The sequence below is a fragment of the Enterobacter cloacae complex sp. SHL001 genome (assembly GCF_049236825.1).
GTDB lineage: Bacteria > Pseudomonadota > Gammaproteobacteria > Enterobacterales > Enterobacteriaceae > Enterobacter > Enterobacter hormaechei_C.
In genome coordinates, this window is sequence record NZ_JBMKIP010000003.1 from 248912 (window position 1) to 269520 (window position 20609).

Consider the following 20609-nt stretch of genomic DNA (forward strand, 5'->3'; position numbering starts at 1 on the left):
CTTACCGGGCCTACAGGAGCACGAACGTTAACGCGACATCCCCTGCCCCATCTTTATCACCGCCGCAATATTCCTTGCGGCCAACTGTACATTCTGTTGCGCATTTTCCAGCGCATCCTCCAGCGAGCAGATGGTGTAAATCACGCTGAATACGGCATCCAGTCCATGCTCATGCACCACGCCAACATCCGCCGTCAGGCTGCCGGCAATGCCGATAACTGGCTTGTTATAGCGTTTCGCGACTCTCGCCACGCCAACGGGCACTTTACCGTGGATCGTCTGGCTGTCGATACGCCCTTCGCCCGTGATCACCAGATCGGCGTCCGCGACCTGTTCATCAAGATGCAGGGCATCGGTGACAATCTCAATCCCCTGACGGAGCTGTGCGCCGCAAAATGCATACAGCGCCGCCCCCATTCCGCCAGCCGCACCGCCGCCCGCCAGGTTTAAGACGTCAATATCCAGATCCCGGGCGATAATTTTTGCGTAATGCGCCAGCGCGTTGTCCAGCGTCCTGATCATCTCCGGCGTCGCCCCTTTCTGCGGACCAAATACCGCAGAAGCGCCTGTCTCGCCGATCAGAGGGTTGGTTACATCGCAGGCCACTTCAATTCGACAGTCTGCCAGCCGCTTATCCAGCCCGCTAAGATCGATATGTGCAAGGCTTGCCAGTTCGCCGCCGCCCGGCCCTACGGGCTGCGCTTTCGCATCCAGCAGTTTTACGCCCAGCGCCTGCACCATGCCTGCGCCACCGTCATTGGTCGCGCTGCCTCCAATGCCAATAATGATATGCTTAACGCCCGCATCCAGCGCATGACGGATCAGTTCCCCGGTTCCCCAGGAGGTGGTGATTAACGGGTTACGCTTTGCCGGAGCAACAAGCTCCAGACCGCTCGCTGCCGCCATCTCAATAAAGGCGCTTTTCCCGTCTCCGGATAACCCGAAAAACCCTTCCACGCGTTCACCCAAAGGCCCGGTAACGGGAACATGGACAAGACGCCCATGCGTGGCTGCCACCATCGCTTCCACCGTCCCTTCGCCACCATCGGCAACCGGTAATTTGACATAGTCCGCTGACGGGAAAATGTCGCGAAAACCGACCTCTATCGCTGTCGCCACCTCCAGCGCGCTCAAGCTTTCCTTATACGAGTCCGGAGCGATAACAATTTTCATAAGCCATCCTTACGCATGTTAGTTACGTTAAGCATACACCACGTAAGGGACCACTCATGGGAGCGGTCCCAATGCGCTTATCGTACCATGCACGGACGTTTATTGTCGAATGTCCACTCTGGGATCAGGTATTGCATCGCCAGCGCGTCATCACGCGCACCCAGGCCGTGTTTCTGGTACAGCTCATGCGCTTTCATGACCTGGTCCATATCCAGTTCTACGCCCAGACCCGGCGTAGCAGGAACCTGTACCATACCGCCTTTGATTTCAAACGGCTGTTTGGTCAGGCGCTGGTTGCCCTCCTGCCAGATCCAGTGGGTGTCGATGGCGGTAATGTTGCCCGGCGCGGCAGCCGCCACGTGGGTGAACATCGCCAGCGAGATGTCGAAGTGGTTGTTGGAGTGCGAGCCCCAGGTCAGGCCGAACTCATGGCACATCTGCGCCACGCGAACCGAGCCCTGCATCGTCCAGAAGTGCGGGTCTGCCAGCGGAATGTCCACCGATTGCAGCGAGAGCGTGTGCCCCATCTGACGCCAGTCGGTCGCGATCATGTTGGTGGCGGTTGGCAGCCCGGTGGCGCGACGGAACTCCGCCATCACTTCACGTCCGGAGAACCCCTGCTCTGCACCGCACGGATCTTCCGCATAGGCCAGCACGCCTTTAAGCTGCTTACCGATTTTTATCGCCTCATCAAGCGACCAGGCACCGTTCGGATCCAGCGTGACGCGCGCCTGCGGGAAGCGCTTCGCCAGCGCGGCGATCGCCTCTGCTTCTTCTTCACCCGCCAGTACACCGCCTTTCAGCTTGAAGTCATTAAAGCCATATTTTTCATACGCGGCTTCCGCCAGGCGCACCACCGCGTCCGGGGTCATCGCTTCATCGTGACGCACACGATACCAGTCGCATTTTTCGTCCGGCTGGCTCTGGTACGGCAGCGGGGTGAGTTTGCGGTTGCCGATAAAGAACAGGTAGCCGAGCATTTCCACTTCGCTGCGCTGTTGGCCGTCGCCCAGCAGGGAGGCGACATTGACGCCAAGATGCTGGCCCAGCAGATCCAGCATCGCGGCTTCAATGCCCGTGACCACATGGATAGTGGTGCGCAGATCAAACGTTTGCAGACCACGGCCACCCGCATCACGATCGGCAAAGGTCGTACGCACGCGAGTCAGCACATTTTTGTACTCGCCCAGCGTTTTACCCACCACCAGCGGAATGGCGTCCTCCAGCGTTTTACGGATCTTCTCCCCGCCCGGGATTTCACCGACACCGGTATGCCCTGAGTTGTCCTTGATCACCACAATATTACGGGTGAAGAACGGCGCATGGGCGCCGCTCAGGTTCATCAGCATGCTGTCATGTCCCGCGACAGGAATGATCTGCATGGAGGTGACTACAGGGGTAGAAAATGTGCTCATCGTTCGATCCTTTTATCAGTGACGTCCAAATACAGGGCGCTTACGGTCAAATGTCCAGCCGGGGATAAGGTACTGCATCGGGCCTGCGTCGTTGCGCGCGCCGCCCGGCAGTTTTTTATACGCTTCATGCGCCTTGTGGATCTGATCCCAGTCAAGCTCCACGCCCAGCCCCGGCGCATCCGGTACGGCAATTGTGCCGTTTTTGATTTCAAGTGGATTTTTGGTCAGGCGCGCTTCGCCTTCCTGCCAGATCCAGTGCGTATCGATGGCGGTCGGGTTGCCCGGCGCCGCCGCGCCAACGTGGGTAAACATCGCCAGCGAAATGTCGAAATGGTTATTGGAGTGGCAGCCCCAGGTGAGCCCCCAGTCATCGCACAGCTGCGCCACGCGCACCGCGCCGGAAAGGGTCCAGAAGTGTGGGTCCGCCAGCGGTATGTCCACCGCATTCAGCATCACCGCATGGCCCATTTCACGCCAGTTGGTGGCGATCATGTTGGTCGCAACCGGCAGCCCGGTAGCGCGGCGGAATTCGGCCATCACCTCGCGGCCAGAAAATCCCTGCTCGGCGCCGCACGGATCTTCCGCGTAGGTCAGCACGTCGCCCAGCCCTTTGCACAGCGCGATAGCTTCATCCAGCAGCCAGGCGCCGTTCGGATCGACGGTGATGCGTGCCTCCGGGAAGCGTTTTTTCAACGCGCGCACGCTGTCAATCTCCTGCTCACCCGGCAGAACGCCGCCTTTCAGCTTGAAGTCTTTGAAGCCGTAGCGATCCTGCGCCGCCTCTGCAAGGCGTACCACCGCCTCGCCAGAGAGCGCCTCCTGATGACGCAGGTGATACCACTCGTGGCTGCCCGGCGAGCGTTCCAGATACGGCAGATCGGTTTTCGTCCGGTCGCCAACGTAGAACAGATAGCCCAGCACCGTTACCGCATTACGCTGTTTGCCTGGCCCCAGCAGTTCGCAGACCGGCACGTTCAGCGCCTTGCCCAGTAAATCGAGGAGGGCCGCCTCCAGCGCCGCCACCGCGTTAACGCGCAGTTCAAACGTCCAGGCGCCTTTGCCGAAGGTATCAAAATCCGCCGACTGGTTACCCTTATGCACCCGCTGAACCACCTTGTTCAGGCGGGCGACCTCCTGCCCAACCACCTGCGGGATGGCGTCGACCAGCGTCTGGTAAATCACCTCTCCGCCAGGCGCTTCCCCGACGCCGGTATTCCCTGCGCTGTCGGTCAGCACCACAATGTTGCGGGTGAACCAGGCGTTATGCGCGCCACCAATGTTGAGCAGCATGCTGTCCTGCCCCGCCACCGGAATGACCTTCATCTCCGTCACGATCGGGCTTGATTGCGTTGTCATCATCCGCGCTCCCCAACAGGTTTCAGTTCGATTCGTTTGATGTCACCCACCAGCACCAGATAACTGAGTACCGCCACCAGCGCATGGACGCCTACATAAATCAGCGCGCCGTTGAAGGAGCCAGTGGTGCCGACGATGTAACCGATAGCGATTGGGGTGACAATGCCGGAAATGTTGCCAAACATGTTGAACAGACCGCCGCTCAGGCCGCTGATCTCTTTCGGCGCGGTATCTGCCATCACCGCCCAGCCCAGTGCGCCAATGCCTTTACCGAAGAAGGCCATCGCCATAAAGCCGATAATCATCCACTCCGCGCTGACATAGTTACAGAACACCATGGTCATGGAGAGCAGCATGCCGAGTACGATTGGCGTTTTACGCGCAATATTCAGCGAACCGGTACGACGCATCAGCCAGTCGGAGATGACCCCGCCAAGCACCCCGCCCACGAAGCCACAGATGGCCGGCACGGAGGCGACAAACCCCGCCTTCAGAATCGACATCCCGCGCGCCTGCACCAGGTAAACCGGGAACCAGGTGATAAAGAAGTAGGTTAAGGCGTTAATGCAGTACTGGCCGAGATAGATACCGATCATCATTCGTGAGCCGACGAGCTGTTTGATCTGCCCCCATTTCTGGCTGAACGGAACTTTAGCTTTCTGGGTTTTCTGATCCATGTTGATCAGCGCCCCACCTTCAGCAATGTAGTCCAGCTCTTTCTTGTTCACGCCCGGATGCTGGTTTGGTTCGTGGATCACTTTCAGCCAGATGAAGCTGATGACGATCCCCAGCCCGCCCATGAAGAAGAAGACGTGCGACCAGCCCACTTCGTGCGTCAGCCAGCCCATGATTGGCGCGAAAATAACCGTCGCAAAGTATTGCGCCGAGTTAAAGATGGCTACCGCCGTTCCCCTCTCCTGCGCCGGGAACCAGGCGGCCACAATACGGCTGTTGCCAGGGAATGATGGCGCTTCCGCTAAGCCCACCAGGAAGCGGAGGGTAAAGAGCGCAATGATAATGCCGAAGCCGCTGAAGATATCCACGAAGCCCTGTAACAGGGTAAACATCGACCAGATGAAAATGGACCAGAAATAGACCCGTTTTGAACCAAAGCGGTCCAGCAGCCAGCCGCCAGGGATTTGGCCGATTACGTAGGCCCATGAAAATGCGGAGAAAACATAACCCATACCTACCGGATCAAGTCCGATGTCCTTTGCCATCTCAGAGCCGGCAATGGATAACGTGGCACGGTCGCCGTAGTTGAAAGAGGTGACGATAAACAGCATCACCACTATCCAGTAGCGGGCGTTGGTGCGCTTCTCAGCGCTGCTCGCCGCGTGGCTTAATGTACTCATTGTTGCACTCCTGAAACATAGCTTTCGCCTGGTTCATTCTGTACAGCACCTGTAGGGTAATCAGAATGAGAGATTTGTGTTTGGTTTTGGTACGGCCAGAAGCCGTTTTATAGTGACGGGAAAAGTATATGAAGGAGTGCCTCTTCACCTCACCGTGCAAAAACACAGTATTGAAGGGCGTGAGGGAGGTTGTTTAGGGCATAAGCCCAGAGGAGTGGAAGGTGGTTCACGGAAATGGCGTTTGGGGCGGGGTGTAATGCCGGGAGGCGGCTACGCCTGACCCGGCCTGGCATTGGTATAGCGCAGGGTTATTTAAGCAGCGTTGCCCAGTGTTCAACCCAGGGATTTGACTCGCTTTCTGGCTCAGGGTGTTCACCCGCATCAATCAGCAACATCTCTCCGACGCGCTGAGCGCTCTGTTCCTGCAACAGCGCGTCGAACTGTTTACCGCCGCCGCAGAAATTAGCGTAAGAGCTATCGCCGAGGGCGATGATGCCATAGTGAACATCTGGCTGATAGCCGAGCTGGTCTTTAATGCCCTGGAAAAGCGGGACGATGCTGTCCGGCAGATCGCCCTGCCCGGTGGTGGAGGTCACCACCAGGATGTATTTATCTTTATACTTTTCCCAGTCCGCCAGCTCCGGATCTTCATAGACCGTTGCTTTATGGCCCTGGTTTACAAGGATTGCTTCCGCTTCCTCCGCCACCAGCAGCGAGTTGCCGTACATCGTGCCGACAAAAATGCCTACTTCAGCCATGCTTTGCTCCCGTAATTATTGCGCTTGCTGTTCATCCTGAACGTTGCCTGCGGCAAACTCAACCCTTTCATTTTCGGGGAGTTGTCCCAGCCAGCCAAACTGTGACAACGCCTGCATCCAGACCTCGTCCAGCCCCGCGCGAATAGTCAGCGGTTCGCCGGTAAACGGGTGCGTCAGGCGTAGCTCGCTGGCGTGCAGCATCAGCCGGTTACAGCCAAAGTGCTCGGCCGCGCTGCGGTTCTGGCGCAGATCGCCGTGCTTGCTGTCGCCGATAATTGGGTGGCGCAGATGTGCAAGATGGCGGCGAAGCTGGTGCTTGCGCCCGGTTTTGGGCAAAAGCTCAACCAGACTGTATCGCGTGGTCGGAAATTTGCTGGTCGCCACCGGCAGTTCTGTGGTCGCCATACCGCGATAGTCGGTCACCGCAGGCTGCGGGCCTTTATCTTCGCGGGCAAATTTATCGGCAATTTTATCCAGTTCCTCCACCAGCGGATAATCAAGCGTGGCGGAATCCGTCAGCCAGCCACGCACGATGGCGTGGTAGCGCTTTTGCATCTGGTGCTGCTCAAACTGCTGCGAAAGCAGTCGACCCGCCTCACTGGAAAGCCCCATCAGCAGAACGCCAGAGGTTGGCCGATCCAGACGATGAGCAGTAAAGACGTGCTGACCGATCTGATCGCGCACGGTTTGCATGACCACGACTTTCTCATCGCGATCGAGCCAGCTACGGTGCACCAGCCAGCCGGACGGTTTATTCACCGCCACTAACCACTCATCCTGATAAAGGATCTCAAGCGTCATGCATCGTCACCGGCGAAAAGCGCATCGAGCTTTTCCAGCTCCACCAGCATCATGGCACGCGCCGGGTGGGTCGCTTCCAGCGCCATTTCGTAATAGGGAGAGACGGCAAAAGACGCGGGCAACGCGTGACCACCTTCCAGTAGCGCGTGCATACGCGGAATTAAGACCCACTGGAGCCACTCGAACGGGGCCAGCGTATCCAGACAAAACGGTTGGGTGCTGGCGAACGCGTCTGGCTGCGGCGCGTTATCCTGCCACAGCTGATGGTGGCGCATAAGGGCTTCGATGGCGTGCAACTGCGCACGAACGTTGTCATGATGCGACATATATACCTCAACTGAAAAACGGAATGGCGCGAAGCATAGCATTGCGGACGACAGAAATAAAAAAAGGGAGCACTGTAAAAACAGTGCTCCCGGTTCGTTTCGCAGCATTCCAGCTACAATACGTGCTCCCTGCTCATCCGTGACAACTTTTCCTGATGCCCGAAGGCCTGGTCATCCATTTACCTTTTGCTTCCTGCTCACATCGTCCTGATGTGTAGGTTTCATCCTGAAACGTCCTGGCCATCCTGACCCACCGACCATACTGACCGGCTCTCGTTCTCCTTCCTGGAGGTGTCCCTTACGCATCCTGCGTGATCCACTTTGCTTCATCCTGAAGCCTTCCTGCGGCGTCATCCTGACGTGTCCCTGGTAAGAAACGCCATCATCCTGATGTTCGTTTCTCGTGTCGGCATCCTGTCGACACAGATAGAATCCGCTATTCTGCTTCGTCTTACAACCCACCTTGTAAGCAATGTAAGCCAGGCGAAACGGGGGATTTCCTTTCAGAAAAACACTAACCTGTTGAAAGAAAAGTTAATATTAATCTGAAATTCCTAAGGCAACGCTAACTGTTTCGGCGATGTCTCACAGAGCGTGTAAGAGATCTCTCACACGTCCAGTAGCATCATGGATTACAGAAGCGGCTTAATTTGGGTAAGAAAATCCGCAAGTGAAGGCGCGAGAACGTCGCGATTGCGGGTGCCGAGCGTCTCTTTGATGACCTCGCCAGACAGGTTGCAGACAGAAATGACGTCCAGTTCACTGTCGAGCGTCGCAATAAAAAGAGTCGGAGAGAGCTTAAGGCGTTTTTGCGTGACCAGGTGACCAATGAGGTTTTCCTGAACGCGTTGCAGATCGTCTTCGCTCCAGGTTTGCAGCAGCGTCAACGGCTGTCCTGCAAAACATGCAGTCATATCCCCGGCAAACTGCGTGGTATAAAATGCATGAAGCGCAGGTTGTATCACAATGTCTATCGCGCGTTCAACCGCATTTACATTCTGCTCGCCCGTGAACGGTTTCGGTTGCCAGATAACGTAATCATCCTGCGAAGCGATAATGCACGGTGACGGCACGCCATATAAGTCAGTACTTTGCGGCCACGTCCCCCGCTTTTCATGCCAGGCATCGCAATAGCGGGTCGTGAAGGACGTCAGGGCATTTGCAGTTTCGATATCCACCGATTTCTCTCTTCTTGTAAGACAGGATAAACTCAGCCCATAAGTGTACCTGTAAAGTGGCTATGAAACATGTCTTACGAAAATCATCAGGCGTTAACGGGCTTAACGCTGGGTAAATCGACCGATTACCGCGACACCTACGATGCAAGCCTGTTGCAGGGCGTGCCGCGCAGTCTGAACCGCGATCCGCTCGGGCTGCACGCTGACGCGCTGCCGTTTGTCGGCGGCGACATCTGGACGCTGTACGAACTCTCCTGGCTGAATGCGCGCGGTCTGCCGCAGGTGGCCGTGGGCCACGTCGAGCTGGATTACGCCAGCGTAAACCTGGTCGAATCCAAGAGCTTTAAGCTCTATCTCAACAGCTTTAACCAGACCAAATTCAACAGCTGGGACGAGGTACAACAGACGCTTGAACGTGATTTAAGCGCGTGCGCGCAGGGCAACGTAACCGTCTCGTTATACCGTCTGCATGAGCTGGAAGGACAGCCCATTGCCCATTTCCACGGCACCTGCATCGACGATCAGGACATTGAGGTGGAAAGCTATGAATTTAGCACCGACTACCTGGAAAACGCGGCGGGCGGAAAAGTGGTCAGCGAGACGCTGGTCAGCCATCTGCTGAAATCCAACTGCCTTATCACCCATCAGCCGGACTGGGGCTCGGTACAGATCCAGTACCGCGGCCCGCAGATTGACCGTGAAAAGCTGCTGCGTTACCTGGTGTCATTCCGTCATCACAACGAATTCCACGAGCAGTGCGTGGAGCGCATCTTCAACGACATCCAGCGTTTCTGCCAGCCCGAAAAGCTGAGCGTTTACGCCCGCTACACCCGTCGCGGCGGCCTGGATATCAATCCGTGGCGCACCAATACCGATTTTGTGCCTGCCACCGGACGGCTGGTGCGCCAGTAAGATAAATATTTTCACAATATGCGGGCGGTATTCCGCCCGAAGTGTTGTGAAACGTCATAAGCCAGGGCTATTGTAATCAACAGGGAAAGACGATAATCGTCCCATAAGGAGCTCACTTGATTACACATATTAGCCCGCTTGGCTCTATGGATATGTTGTCGCAGCTGGAAGTGGACATGCTTAAACGCACCGCCAGTAGCGACCTTTATCAACTGTTTCGTAACTGTTCACTTGCCGTACTGAACTCCGGAAGCCTGACCGACAACAGTAAAGAGCTGCTGTCCCGCTTCGAAAGTTTTGATATCAACGTGCTGCGCCGCGAGCGCGGGGTGAAGCTGGAAGTGATCAACCCGCCGGAAGACGCTTTTGTCGACGGGCGTATTATTCGCTCACTTCAGGCCAACCTGTTTGCCGTGCTGCGCGACATTCTGTTTGTTAACGGACAGATCAGCAACGCCGGACGTTTCCAGCATCTTGACCTGGAAAGTTCCGTTCATATCACCAACCTGGTCTTCTCCATTCTGCGTAACGCCCGCGCCCTGCACGTGGGCGAAGCGCCGAACATGGTCGTCTGCTGGGGTGGTCACTCTATTAACGAAACCGAATACCTGTATGCCCGCCGCGTGGGGACGCAGCTCGGCCTGCGCGAACTGAATATCTGTACCGGTTGCGGTCCTGGCGCGATGGAAGCACCAATGAAAGGCGCGGCAGTAGGTCACGCGCAGCAACGCTATAAAGAAGGCCGTTTTATCGGCATGACCGAGCCGTCGATCATCGCCGCTGAGCCACCTAACCCGCTGGTTAACGAACTGATTATTATGCCGGATATCGAAAAACGTCTTGAGGCGTTTGTCCGTATCGCGCACGGCATTATTATCTTCCCGGGCGGCGTAGGTACGGCGGAAGAGCTGCTTTATCTGCTCGGGATCTTGATGAACCCGGCCAACAAAGATCAGGTTCTGCCGCTGATCCTGACCGGCCCGAAAGAGAGCGCCGACTACTTCCGCGTGCTGGACGAGTTTATCGTGCATACGCTGGGCGAAGACGCGCGCCGTCACTACCGCATTATTATTGACGATGCCGCAGAAGTGGCCCGTCAGATGAAAAAAGCAATGCCGCTGGTGAAAGAGAATCGTCGTGATACCGGGGATGCCTACAGCTTTAACTGGTCCATCCGTATCGCACCGGATCTTCAGATCCCCTTCGAGCCGTCGCATGAGAACATGGCGAACCTCAAACTCTATCCGGATCAGCCGGTGGAAGTGCTGGCTGCCGACCTGCGTCGCGCCTTCTCTGGCATCGTGGCGGGGAACGTGAAAGAGGTGGGGATACGCGCAATTGAAGAGTTTGGCCCGTATAAGATCCACGGTGATCCGGAGATGATGCGCCGCATGGATGATATGTTGCAGGGCTTTGTCGCTCAGCACCGCATGAAGCTTCCAGGCTCTGCCTATATTCCGTGTTACGAAATCATCAAGTAAAGCGACATTCCTCTCCTCTCAAGCCGGATCGTCATCCGGCTTTTTTATTCGTGATGCGATTCATAGCGATCTTCAATGTTATTAACAAATCTGACGTCTGCGCAAACGATTACCTCGTTTTTGAAACCATAAATAATCAGCCTTAATCGAAATTACCCGCCAGAAAATCCTAAAATCCCATTTCTTTACAGCGAAAGACACCTATCTCGCGGGTCGACCTTTTCGAAAACATGTCGTTAATGGTAGCCTTCGCGCCCGTAAATTCTCTTTGATGTTTTTTTAACAGATAAATGGTCTAAAGATACCCACATCACAAGTGGATTATTGCATTTGGGATCGCGATCACTGATAGATTCATAACTAGAATGTATCTTTCCGCCCGCCAATAGTTACGGGCAAAAATTATTAAAAAACCGTCACTGAACGAATTTCATATTACCGTCAGGCGCTTTTTCATCGGATTTGACTAAAAACCTGACAATTTGCTTCCTCCAGGAGATACAGATGGAAACCACTCAAACCAGCACCGTTGCTTCGATTGAATCCCGAAGCGGTTGGCGCAAAACGGATACCATGTGGATGCTTGGCCTGTACGGCACAGCAATCGGCGCTGGTGTACTGTTCCTTCCTATCAACGCAGGTGTCGGCGGTATGATCCCGCTGATCATCATGGCCCTCATTGCCTTCCCGATGACCTTCTTTGCGCACCGAGGCCTGACCCGCTTCGTGCTGTCCGGTAAAAACCCGGGCGAAGACATCACTGAAGTCGTCGAAGAACACTTCGGCGTCGGCGCAGGTAAGCTGATTACCCTGCTCTACTTCTTCGCGATTTACCCGATTCTGCTGGTGTACAGCGTTGCTATCACCAACACCGTAGAAAGCTTTATGATGCACCAGCTTCAGATGACCCCGCCGCCGCGTGCGATTCTGTCCCTGATCCTGATCGTTGGTATGATGACCATCGTGCGCTTCGGCGAGCAGATGATTGTGAAAGCGATGAGCGTGCTGGTGTTCCCGTTTGTTGCGGCTCTGATGGTGCTGGCTCTGTACCTGATCCCACAGTGGAACGGCGCTGCGCTGGAAACCCTGTCTCTGAGCAGCGCATCCACGACCGGCAACGGTCTGCTGCTGACCCTGTGGCTGGCGATCCCGGTTATGGTGTTCTCCTTCAACCACTCGCCAATCATCTCTTCCTTCGCAGTAGCGAAGCGTGAAGAGTACGGCAATGGCGCAGAGAAGAAGTGCTCCAGCATCCTGGCTCGCGCGCACATCATGATGGTACTGACCGTAATGTTCTTCGTGTTCAGCTGCGTGCTGAGCCTCTCCCCGGCGGATCTGGCGGCGGCGAAAGAGCAGAACATCTCTATTCTGTCTTACCTGGCAAACCACTTTAACGCACCGCTGATTGCGTGGATGGCGCCGATCATCGCAATTATAGCCATCACCAAATCCTTCCTGGGCCACTACCTGGGCGCACGTGAAGGCTTCAACGGCATGGTGATTAAATCTCTGCGTGGTAAAGGCAAGACCATTGAAATCAACCGTCTGAACAAAATCACTGCGCTGTTCATGCTGGTGACCACCTGGGCGGTAGCCACCCTGAACCCAAGCATTCTGGGCATGATTGAAACCCTGGGCGGCCCAATTATCGCGATGATCCTGTTCCTGATGCCGATGTACGCGATTCAGAAAGTGCCTGCGATGCGTAAATACAGCGGCCATATCAGCAACGTGTTCGTTGTTGTGATGGGCCTGATTGCCATCTCCGCTATTTTCTACTCGCTGTTCAGCTAATACCTCCTGCGCCGTCTGCGGACGGCGCACTTCTCCCCTCTGACTGAAGCAATGGACGCATCATGATTAGCGTATTCGATATCTTCAAAATCGGTATTGGTCCTTCCAGCTCTCACACCGTCGGACCAATGAAAGCCGGTAAACAATTCACGGATGACTTGATTGCACGCGGCATTTTGCACGACATCACCCGCGTGGTTGTCGATGTATATGGTTCCCTTTCCCTGACCGGTAAAGGCCACCATACCGATATTGCCATTATCATGGGGCTGGCGGGTAATCTGCCGGATACCGTTGATATTGATGCAATACCTGGCTTTATCCAGGACGTGAACACCCACGGTCGTTTGCTGCTGGCGAACGGCGAGCATGAGGTTGAATTCCCGGTTGATCACTGCATGAATTTCCATGCGGATAACCTGTCGCTTCACGAAAACGGCATGCGCATTACCGCGCTGGCCGGCGACAAAGCGGTTTACAGCCAGACGTATTACTCCATCGGCGGCGGGTTTATCGTCGACGAGGACCATTTTGGTCAAAGCACCAATTCTGCCGTTGATGTGCCGTACCCTTACAAAAACGCGGCCGACTTACAGCGTCACTGCCAGGAGACAGGGCTTTCTCTCTCCGGCCTGATGATGAAAAACGAGCTGGCCCTGCACAGCAAAGAGGAGCTGGAACAGCACTTCGCTAACGTCTGGGAAGTGATGCGCAGCGGCATTGAGCGCGGGATCACCACCGAAGGCGTGCTGCCGGGTAAACTGCGTGTTCCGCGTCGTGCGGCTGCGCTGCGCCGCATGCTGGTCAGCACCGACAAAACCACCACCGACCCGATGGCCGTCGTCGACTGGATCAACATGTTCGCGCTGGCGGTGAACGAAGAGAACGCCGCGGGTGGCCGCGTCGTCACCGCGCCAACCAACGGGGCGTGCGGAATTGTTCCGGCGGTTCTGGCGTATTACGACAAGTTTATCCGTGAAGTGAATGCAAACTCACTCGCGCGGTATATGCTGGTCGCCAGTGCGATTGGCTCACTGTACAAGATGAACGCCTCGATTTCCGGCGCGGAAGTGGGCTGTCAGGGTGAAGTGGGCGTCGCCTGCTCTATGGCGGCGGCGGGTCTGGCCGAACTACTGGGCGCAAGTCCTGCGCAGGTTTGTATTGCGGCGGAAATCGGCATGGAACATAACCTGGGGCTGACCTGCGATCCGGTCGGCGGACAGGTCCAGGTGCCATGCATCGAGCGTAACGCCATCGCCTCTGTGAAAGCGGTGAACGCGGCCCGTATGGCGCTGCGTCGTACCAGCGAACCGCGCGTCTGCCTCGACAAGGTTATCGAAACCATGTACGAAACCGGTAAAGATATGAACGCCAAATACCGCGAAACTTCCCGCGGTGGCCTGGCGATGAAGATCGTCACCTGCGATTAAGCCTCTCAGGAAGCCTCGTTTTGCGAGGCTTCTTCCTGTTTTCCCCACCATTCATAGTTTCATGCTGCGCTCAGTGTTACCCTTCACCCATTAGACAGAAGGGAGATTATCTGTGGCCGTTCATTTGCTTATCGTCGATGCACTTAACCTGATTCGCCGTATTCATGCAGTACAGGGCACCCCCTGCAAGGACACCTGTTTACACGCGCTGGAGCAGCTCATTCGCCATAGCGAACCCACCCACGCTGTTGCCGTATTCGACGATGAAGCACGCAATACCGGCTGGCGGCACCAGCGCCTGCCGGACTACAAAGCCGGACGTGCGCCAATGCCGGACGATCTGCACGCAGAAATGCCCGCTATCCGCGCGGCCTTTGAGCAGCGCGGCGTTCCGTGCTGGGGCGCCCACGGTAATGAGGCTGACGATTTAGCCGCAACGCTGGCGGTTAAAGTCGCGAGCGCCGGGCATCAGGCAACTATCGTTTCAACCGACAAAGGCTACTGCCAGCTGCTCTCACCAACGATCCGCATCCGGGACTACTTTCAAAAACGCTGGCTGGACGCGCCATTCATTGCCAGCGAGTTTGGGGTATCGCCTGAGCAACTGCCGGAATACTGGGGGCTGGCGGGGATCAGCAGCTCTAAAGTGCCGGGTGTCGCCGGTATTGGACCCAAAAGCGCCGCACAGCTGCTGACGGAGTTTCAGAGTCTGGAAGGAATTTACGCCAGGCTTGATGAAGTGCCGGAAAAATGGCGCAAAAAGCTGGAGGCGCATAAAGAGATGGCGTTTATCTGCCGGGAGGTGGCGACGCTACAGACGGATTTACAGCTGGACGGGAATTTACAGCAGTTAAGGTTAGAACGTTAAAACAACTACACGATTTTGTAGGCCCGGTAAGCGCAGCGCCACCGGGCGTTACAAACGTTATCGCTCGTCGCGACGCCCACCCACTGCCGCCCACCAGCGACGGATATGGACCGTCACTTCTTCGCGGTCGTGATAAAGCTGACGCGCCTGGATTTCCGCGTTAATCCCGTGTTCGTCCAGCTGCTGCTGAATATAGGCCAGGTTCTGCGACACCTCTTCGTAGCGCTTTTTCATCGGCAGCTTGAGGTTGAAAATCGTCTCACGACACCAGCCGTTCACCAGCCAGGAGGCCATCAGCGCCGCGACTTTCGCCGGTTTTTCTACCATGTCGCACACCATCCAGGAGATGTTGTTGCGGTTCGGGCGATAGCGGAAGCCGTCCTCACGCAGCCAGGTGACCTGCCCGGTATCCATCAGGCTTTGCGCCATCGGGCCGTTATCCACAGACGAAACCCACATATTGCGTTTCACCAGCTGATAGGTCCAGCCGCCCGGGCACGCGCCAAGGTCGACGGCATACATGCCGTTTGCCAGACGTTCGTCCCACTCGTCCGCCGGGATAAAGACGTGAAACGCCTCTTCCAGCTTCAGGGTTGAACGGCTCGGCGCATCTGCCGGGAAGCGCAGACGCGGGATCCCCATAAAGAACGGCGAATTATTGGTGGTATACGAGTAGCCGGCGTAGCAACATCCTGGCGCAATAAAGAAGATATGCACGACCGGGCGCTTTGGCGTTTCGTAGTTTGTCAGCACACCCGCATCACGCAGCGCCGCGCGCAGCGGCACGGTGAACTTACGGCAGAACTTCATCAGCTCTTTGCTTTCGTTGGTGTCGGCCACTTCCACGCGCAAATCGCCGCCCTTCTCCACCACACCCTGCAACAGGCCAACAATCGGCGTGATGCGATCTTCCGGCGGAAGATCTTTCAGCAGTTCGCCCGCGACAAACATCTGACGGGCGAAAATCAATGAGCTGAACGGCAGTTCGCGCGCCAGCTTGTCGGCATCATCAGGCTGATAGCATTCAAATACCACATAGCCCGCGTTCTCTTTGACGCGAGCGAATCCAAAGACTTCACGCTTCGCCGCTTTATCGGTGATTTCCGCGGCGCACTCTTTCTCAAACCCCGGGCGACAATATAAAACAACCTTATTCATGAACAACGCCCTTGCGTTTCAGACGGATAGCTCCGATAAACATTAACACCCAACCCGCCAGGAAGCTGACGCCGCCGACAGGTGTAACAAACGCCCACAGGCGTAAATGCGACAGCGCCAGACAGTAAAGACTGCCGCTGAACAGTACGGTACCCAGCGCCAGAAAGACGCTGCTCCAGTAAAACCAGATGCTGATGCGGCGCTGCATCGCCACCGCCAGCCCAAAAATTGCCAGCGTGTGGAACGCCTGATATTCAAGGCCGGTCTGGATCCAACCCATCTCCACAACGCCCAGAGATTTGCTTAAGACATGCGCGCCAAACGCGCCCAGAGCTACAAAAATAAAGCCACTCACCGCGGCGAAAATCAGCATGAATCGGCTGGTCATGTTTAAGTCCTGAATTGATGCGTGCCCGGCACACAAACGTTATTGTTCATACCTGAAGCGGAATTTTTCTTGCTCGCTTGCCGCTTTCGCCAGTATCCACTGCCGGAAAGCGGCTATTTTACCCAGTTCTGCCTGACTGTCATGACAAACCAGATAAAATGCATTCTTGCTGACCAGTACATCGTTAAATGGGCAAACCAGACGGCCTGCCTCAATTTCGGACTGCGCCATAACGTTGTTTGCCAACGCCACGCCCTGCCCGTGAATGGCAGCCTGTAGCACCATCGCGCTGTGGCTAAAAATGGGCCCCTGCTGCACGTTTATATGATTAAGACCTAACTGGCGGGTATAAGTTTGCCAGTCGCGACGCGAAGCATCGTGCAAAAGCGTATGTTGCGCCAGATCGGCGGGCGTTTTGAGCGCTTTATCCCCCGTCAGCAGCAGCGGTGAACAGACCGGCAACAGATATTCTGCGTATAATTTTTCCACACGCAAGCCCGGCCAGTTACCGCGACCGTAAAAAATCGCCACGTCCACATCATCTGCCAGCTTGTCTTCCTGACGGTCCACCGCCTGGATTCGGACATCGATTCCCGGATAAGTTGAGTTAAAGCTTGAGAGTCGCGGCACCAGCCACTGAATGGCAAAACTGGGCAATAAACTCACAGTCAGAGCGCCTTTTGCGCTCCGGGCCTGAAGCTTGCGAGTGGCTTCCGTCAGCTGGGAAAAAATCTCTTTAATATCCTGAAAATAGCTCTGCCCCTCTTCGGTCAACAGCAACGAACGGTTGCGTCGACGGAACAGCTTAAGCCCCAGAAAATCCTCCAGAGACTTGATTTGATGACTTACTGCGGCCTGTGTCACAAAAAGCTCATCGGCTGCGCGGGTGAAGCTGAGGTGGCGTGCTGCTGCATCAAAAACACGTAATGCATTTAGGGGTGGCAATCGCTTGGACATGGTTATCTGGCTTAGATGTTAACGAGATTTAACATATAGGAAACAACGTTTAACCTATTAGTTTTTTTTATCTGAGCCATTATAATTTGTCCGTTGAGGAACTACCAGCAAATACCTATAGTGGCGGCACTTCCTGAGCCGGAACGAAAAGCTTTTTTTGGAATGCGTGTTCTGAAGGGCTTTTGGCTTACGGTTGTGATGTTGTGTTGTTGTGTTTGCAATTGGTCTGCGATTCAGACCACGGTAGCAACGCTACCAATTTTTCACTTCCTGTACATTTACCCTGTCTGTCCATAGTGATTAATGTAGCACCGCCAACTTGCGGTGCTTTTTTTTCGCTTATCTAACTGTTAATGCTCGATTTCCTTCATCTCTTTCACGTCACTGCGGTTGATCTGCTGTTTGTTCCCGTTAGCATCTTTGTAAGAAATCATCCCGGTATCATTATCGGTTGTCGGTTTCCCTTCAGAGACGATAGATCGACCATCGTTGGTATGCATTACGTAGTTATTACCAGAACAGGCGCTCAGGGCAAAGGTCAACGCACAGGCAGAAATGATTGCAGCTGTCTTTTTCATGATTATCTCCTTTAGCAATTAATGCTATTCAAACCTCGATTTATAACAGGCTAAAACATCCGCCTAACACTATTTAGCATAACCTGCTTTTTCAGACTCGCCAGGATAAGCAGACAAATCTGATAGATATCAACTTCCTTGCCCTGCCGATGAATTTGCGCGACGATCGTAGAATCGATATGAGGAATTCCATGAACGCTTTCAGTCCTGCGCAGTTTCGCGCACAGTTTCCTGCGCTGGCCGATGCCGGCATTTATCTTGATAGCGCCGCCACGGCCCTTAAACCGCAGGCGGTGATTGAGGCAACCCGCCAGTTTTACAGCCTGAGCGCCGGGAACGTGCACCGCAGCCAGTATGCCGACGCGCAGCGCTTAACGGCGCAATACGAAGCCGCACGGGATCAGGTCGCGCGCCTGATCAATGCTGACAGCGGTAAGAACATCGTCTGGACGCGGGGCACCACAGAGGCCATTAACATGGTGGCGCAATGTTACGCGCGTCCGCTGTTGCAGCCCGGGGATGAGATCATCGTCAGCGAGGCGGAACACCACGCCAACCTGGTACCCTGGCTGATGGTGGCCGAACAAACCGGGGCACGGGTTGTAAAGCTCCCGTTGGGTGCGGACTTCCTGCCTGACGTGGCGCGTCTGCCTGAGCTGATTACGCCGCGCAGCCGTATTCTGGCGCTGGGGCAGATGTCCAACGTCACCGGCGGCTGCCCGGATCTGGCGCGTGCCATTGAGATTGCCCATGCCAGCGGCGTGGTGGTGATGGTCGACGGTGCGCAGGGTGTGGTGCATTTTCCGGCTGACGTTCAGGCGCTGGATATCGACTTCTATGCCTTCTCAGGACACAAATTGTACGGGCCAACCGGTATCGGCGCGCTGTACGGCAAACCTGAACTGCTGGCCCGGATGACGCCGTGGCTCGGCGGCGGCAAGATGATTACCGAAGTCACCTTCGACGGTTTTAAAACGCAGGATGTACCCTACCGCCTGGAAGCCGGTACCCCAAACGTGGCCGGGGTTATCGGCCTGAGCGCGGCGCTCGAATGGCTGGCAGAAACGGACGTGGTTCAGGCTGAAAGCTGGAGCCGGGGTCTGGCGACGCTGGCGGAAGAAGAACTGAAAAAACGTCCGGGTTTTCGCTCGTTCCGCGTCCAGGACTCCAGCCTGCTCGCCTTTGATTTCGCGGGCGTGCACCATAGCGACATGGTGACGTTGCTTGCCGGATACGGCATTGCCCTGCGTGCCGGACAGCACTGCGCCCAGCCGCTGCTGGCGGCTATTGGCGTGAGCGGTACCCTGCGCGCCTCGTTTGCACCGTACAATACAAAAAGCGACGTCGATGCGCTGGTTTCCGCCGTCGACCGCGCCCTGGAATTACTGGTGGATTAATGACAAGTTCAGCTTTAGCCGGACACCCGTTCGGCACCGTTATTACTGAAGAGACGTTAAAACAGACCTTCGTCCCGCTCACGCAGTGGGAAGATAAATATCGTCAGCTGATCCTGCTGGGTAAACAGTTGCCCACGCTGTCAGACGAGCTGAAATCACAGGCGAAGGAGATCGCAGGCTGCGAGAACCGCGTCTGGCTTGGGTTTAGCGTATCCGGTGAGAAACTGCATTTCTTCGGCGACAGCGAGGGACGCATTGTTCGCGGTCTGCTGGCGGTGCTGTTGACCGCAATCGAAGGGAAAAGCGCCGCAGAGCTGCTGGCGCATTCTCCGCTGGCGCTGTTTGATGAGCTGGGACTTCGCGCGCAGCTTAGCGCCTCGCGCGGTCAGGGACTGATTGCGCTAAACGACGCGGTGCTGGATGCCGCCCGTCAGGCTCAGGCCTGACGTTCCGCCTTCGCCATCATCTTCTTCAGGGCGTGAGAGACCGCCACAAAGCCGAAGGAGGCGGTCACCATGGTGGCCGCTCCAAACCCTGAGGCACAATCCATCCGCTTTGGCCCTTCCGCCGTGCTTTTCATTGCACAGACCGAACCATCCGCCTGCGGATAAACCAGCGCTTCTGTCGAGAACACACAGTCCACGCCCAGCTTGCCTTTGCTATTTTTCACCACGTTGAAGTCGCTTTTTAAGCGCTCGCGCAGCTTAGCGGCCAGCGGATCCTGAATGGTTTTCGCCAGATCCGCCACCTGGATCTGCGTCGGATCAATTTGTCCACCCGCGCCGCCCGTTGTCACCAGCGGCACCTTGTAACGACGACAGTAAGCGATCAGCGCCGCTTTTGGCCGCACGCTGTCGATGGCATCAATCACATAGCTGTAGCCTTTGCTCATGTACTCCGCAACGTTATCTGCCGTCACAAAGTCGTCGATCACCGTCACCCTACACTCCGGGTTGATGAGACGAATACGCTCCGCCATCACCTCGGACTTCGCCAGACCGACGTTATCACGCAGGGCGTGGATCTGACGGTTAGTGTTAGTGACGCAGACGTCATCCATATCAATCAACGTAATTGCGCCAATGCCGGTTCTCGCCAGCGCTTCTGCCGCCCACGAACCCACACCACCAATGCCTACCACGCAGACATGCGCATCCGCGAACAGTTGCAGGGCTTTTTCACCATATAACCGTGCCGTGCCGCCGAAACGCTGGCGCCAGGCATCGCTGATTACCACAGACATAAAACCTCAGATGTAAAAAGGGTGAGGTATTCCTCACCCTG

The 20609-nt window shown here is 55.8% G+C and carries 20 protein-coding genes; 7 read left to right on the forward strand and 13 right to left on the reverse strand.

Annotation, left to right across the window (positions count from 1 at the left end; genetic code table 11):
• Positions 1–27: 27 nt before the first annotated feature.
• From ACOTYH_RS10565 to syd, 8 genes are all read right to left on the reverse strand, one after another.
• On the reverse strand, positions 28–1173 hold the full coding sequence (locus ACOTYH_RS10565; RefSeq protein ID WP_048219557.1) for a glycerate kinase: 1146 nt from the start codon (positions 1171–1173) through the stop codon (positions 28–30).
• Between the two features lie 77 nt (positions 1174–1250).
• Positions 1251–2588 carry a glucarate dehydratase gene (gene gudD / locus ACOTYH_RS10570; RefSeq protein WP_032619132.1) on the reverse strand — a complete coding sequence of 446 codons (1338 nt, stop codon included), beginning with the start codon at positions 2586–2588 and terminating at the stop codon, positions 1251–1253.
• 15 nt (positions 2589–2603) lie between these two features.
• The gene (locus ACOTYH_RS10575; RefSeq protein ID WP_045333289.1) at positions 2604–3944 is read right to left on the reverse strand and encodes an enolase C-terminal domain-like protein; all 1341 of its coding nucleotides are present in this window, start codon (positions 3942–3944) and stop codon (positions 2604–2606) included.
• Complete coding sequence (gudP, locus tag ACOTYH_RS10580) at positions 3944–5299, reverse strand: galactarate/glucarate/glycerate transporter GudP (RefSeq protein ID WP_003862734.1); 1356 nt, start codon at positions 5297–5299, stop codon at positions 3944–3946. The genes ACOTYH_RS10575 and gudP overlap by 1 nt, the downstream gene beginning before the upstream one ends.
• A 308-nt stretch (positions 5300–5607) precedes the next feature.
• On the reverse strand, positions 5608–6057 hold the full coding sequence (locus ACOTYH_RS10585; protein WP_015571732.1) for a flavodoxin: 450 nt from the start codon (positions 6055–6057) through the stop codon (positions 5608–5610).
• Positions 6058–6072: 15 nt separating this feature from the next.
• Positions 6073–6858, reverse strand: a complete 786-nt coding sequence (truC, locus tag ACOTYH_RS10590; RefSeq protein WP_015571733.1) for a tRNA pseudouridine(65) synthase TruC — start codon at positions 6856–6858, stop codon at positions 6073–6075.
• A complete protein-coding gene (locus tag ACOTYH_RS10595) occupies positions 6855–7184 on the reverse strand; it encodes a YqcC family protein (protein WP_045347787.1) in 330 nt (109 codons plus the stop codon). The genes truC and ACOTYH_RS10595 overlap by 4 nt, the downstream gene beginning before the upstream one ends.
• Positions 7185–7816: 632 nt before the next feature.
• A complete protein-coding gene (gene syd, locus ACOTYH_RS10600) occupies positions 7817–8362 on the reverse strand; it encodes a SecY-interacting protein (RefSeq protein WP_047741223.1) in 546 nt (181 codons plus the stop codon).
• 69 nt (positions 8363–8431) lie between these two features.
• On the opposite strand from syd, the gene queF reads away from it, so the two are divergent.
• From queF to xni, 5 genes are all read left to right on the forward strand, one after another.
• Positions 8432–9274 (forward strand): NADPH-dependent 7-cyano-7-deazaguanine reductase QueF, encoded by an 843-nt coding sequence (gene queF / locus ACOTYH_RS10605; RefSeq protein ID WP_032669303.1) that lies wholly within the window; start codon positions 8432–8434, stop codon positions 9272–9274.
• A 116-nt stretch (positions 9275–9390) separates the two neighbouring features.
• Complete coding sequence (gene ppnN, locus ACOTYH_RS10610; RefSeq protein ID WP_003862748.1) at positions 9391–10755, forward strand: nucleotide 5'-monophosphate nucleosidase PpnN; 1365 nt, start codon at positions 9391–9393, stop codon at positions 10753–10755.
• 504 nt (positions 10756–11259) lie between these two features.
• A complete protein-coding gene (locus tag ACOTYH_RS10615; RefSeq protein ID WP_003862749.1) occupies positions 11260–12549 on the forward strand; it encodes an HAAAP family serine/threonine permease in 1290 nt (429 codons plus the stop codon).
• A 62-nt stretch (positions 12550–12611) separates the two neighbouring features.
• Positions 12612–13979, forward strand: coding sequence for an L-serine ammonia-lyase (locus ACOTYH_RS10620; protein ID WP_015571736.1), 1368 nt, complete (start codon positions 12612–12614; stop codon positions 13977–13979).
• Positions 13980–14091: 112 nt separating this feature from the next.
• Positions 14092–14847: a flap endonuclease Xni gene (gene xni, locus ACOTYH_RS10625; protein WP_063412945.1), complete on the forward strand. Its 756-nt coding sequence runs from the start codon at positions 14092–14094 to the stop codon at positions 14845–14847.
• 57 nt (positions 14848–14904) lie between these two features.
• Here the strand turns inward: xni and rlmM are convergent, their stop codons facing one another.
• From rlmM to ACOTYH_RS10645, 4 genes are all read right to left on the reverse strand, one after another.
• Positions 14905–16005, reverse strand: coding sequence for a 23S rRNA (cytidine(2498)-2'-O)-methyltransferase RlmM (rlmM, locus tag ACOTYH_RS10630; RefSeq protein WP_003862754.1), 1101 nt, complete (start codon positions 16003–16005; stop codon positions 14905–14907).
• Positions 15998–16393 (reverse strand): DUF423 domain-containing protein, encoded by a 396-nt coding sequence (locus tag ACOTYH_RS10635; RefSeq protein WP_003862756.1) that lies wholly within the window; start codon positions 16391–16393, stop codon positions 15998–16000. Before ACOTYH_RS10635 ends, rlmM begins: the two co-directional genes overlap by 8 nt.
• A 39-nt stretch (positions 16394–16432) precedes the next feature.
• Positions 16433–17350, reverse strand: coding sequence for a glycine cleavage system transcriptional regulator GcvA (gcvA, locus tag ACOTYH_RS10640; RefSeq protein WP_003862758.1), 918 nt, complete (start codon positions 17348–17350; stop codon positions 16433–16435).
• 350 nt (positions 17351–17700) lie between these two features.
• Positions 17701–17928 (reverse strand): YgdI/YgdR family lipoprotein, encoded by a 228-nt coding sequence (locus tag ACOTYH_RS10645; RefSeq protein ID WP_015571738.1) that lies wholly within the window; start codon positions 17926–17928, stop codon positions 17701–17703.
• A gap of 191 nt (positions 17929–18119) precedes the next feature.
• Here ACOTYH_RS10645 and csdA point away from each other — a divergent pair, with 191 nt between their 5' ends.
• Both csdA and csdE read left to right on the forward strand, forming a co-directional pair.
• A complete protein-coding gene (gene csdA, locus ACOTYH_RS10650) occupies positions 18120–19325 on the forward strand; it encodes a cysteine desulfurase CsdA (protein ID WP_045338404.1) in 1206 nt (401 codons plus the stop codon).
• Positions 19325–19771 carry a cysteine desulfurase sulfur acceptor subunit CsdE gene (gene csdE, locus ACOTYH_RS10655; protein ID WP_017382839.1) on the forward strand — a complete coding sequence of 149 codons (447 nt, stop codon included), beginning with the start codon at positions 19325–19327 and terminating at the stop codon, positions 19769–19771. Before csdA ends, csdE begins: the two co-directional genes overlap by 1 nt.
• Here csdE and tcdA read toward each other — a convergent pair.
• Positions 19762–20568, reverse strand: a complete 807-nt coding sequence (gene tcdA / locus ACOTYH_RS10660; RefSeq protein ID WP_006811804.1) for a tRNA cyclic N6-threonylcarbamoyladenosine(37) synthase TcdA — start codon at positions 20566–20568, stop codon at positions 19762–19764. The genes csdE and tcdA overlap by 10 nt on opposite strands.
• Positions 20569–20609: the final 41 nt, after the last annotated feature.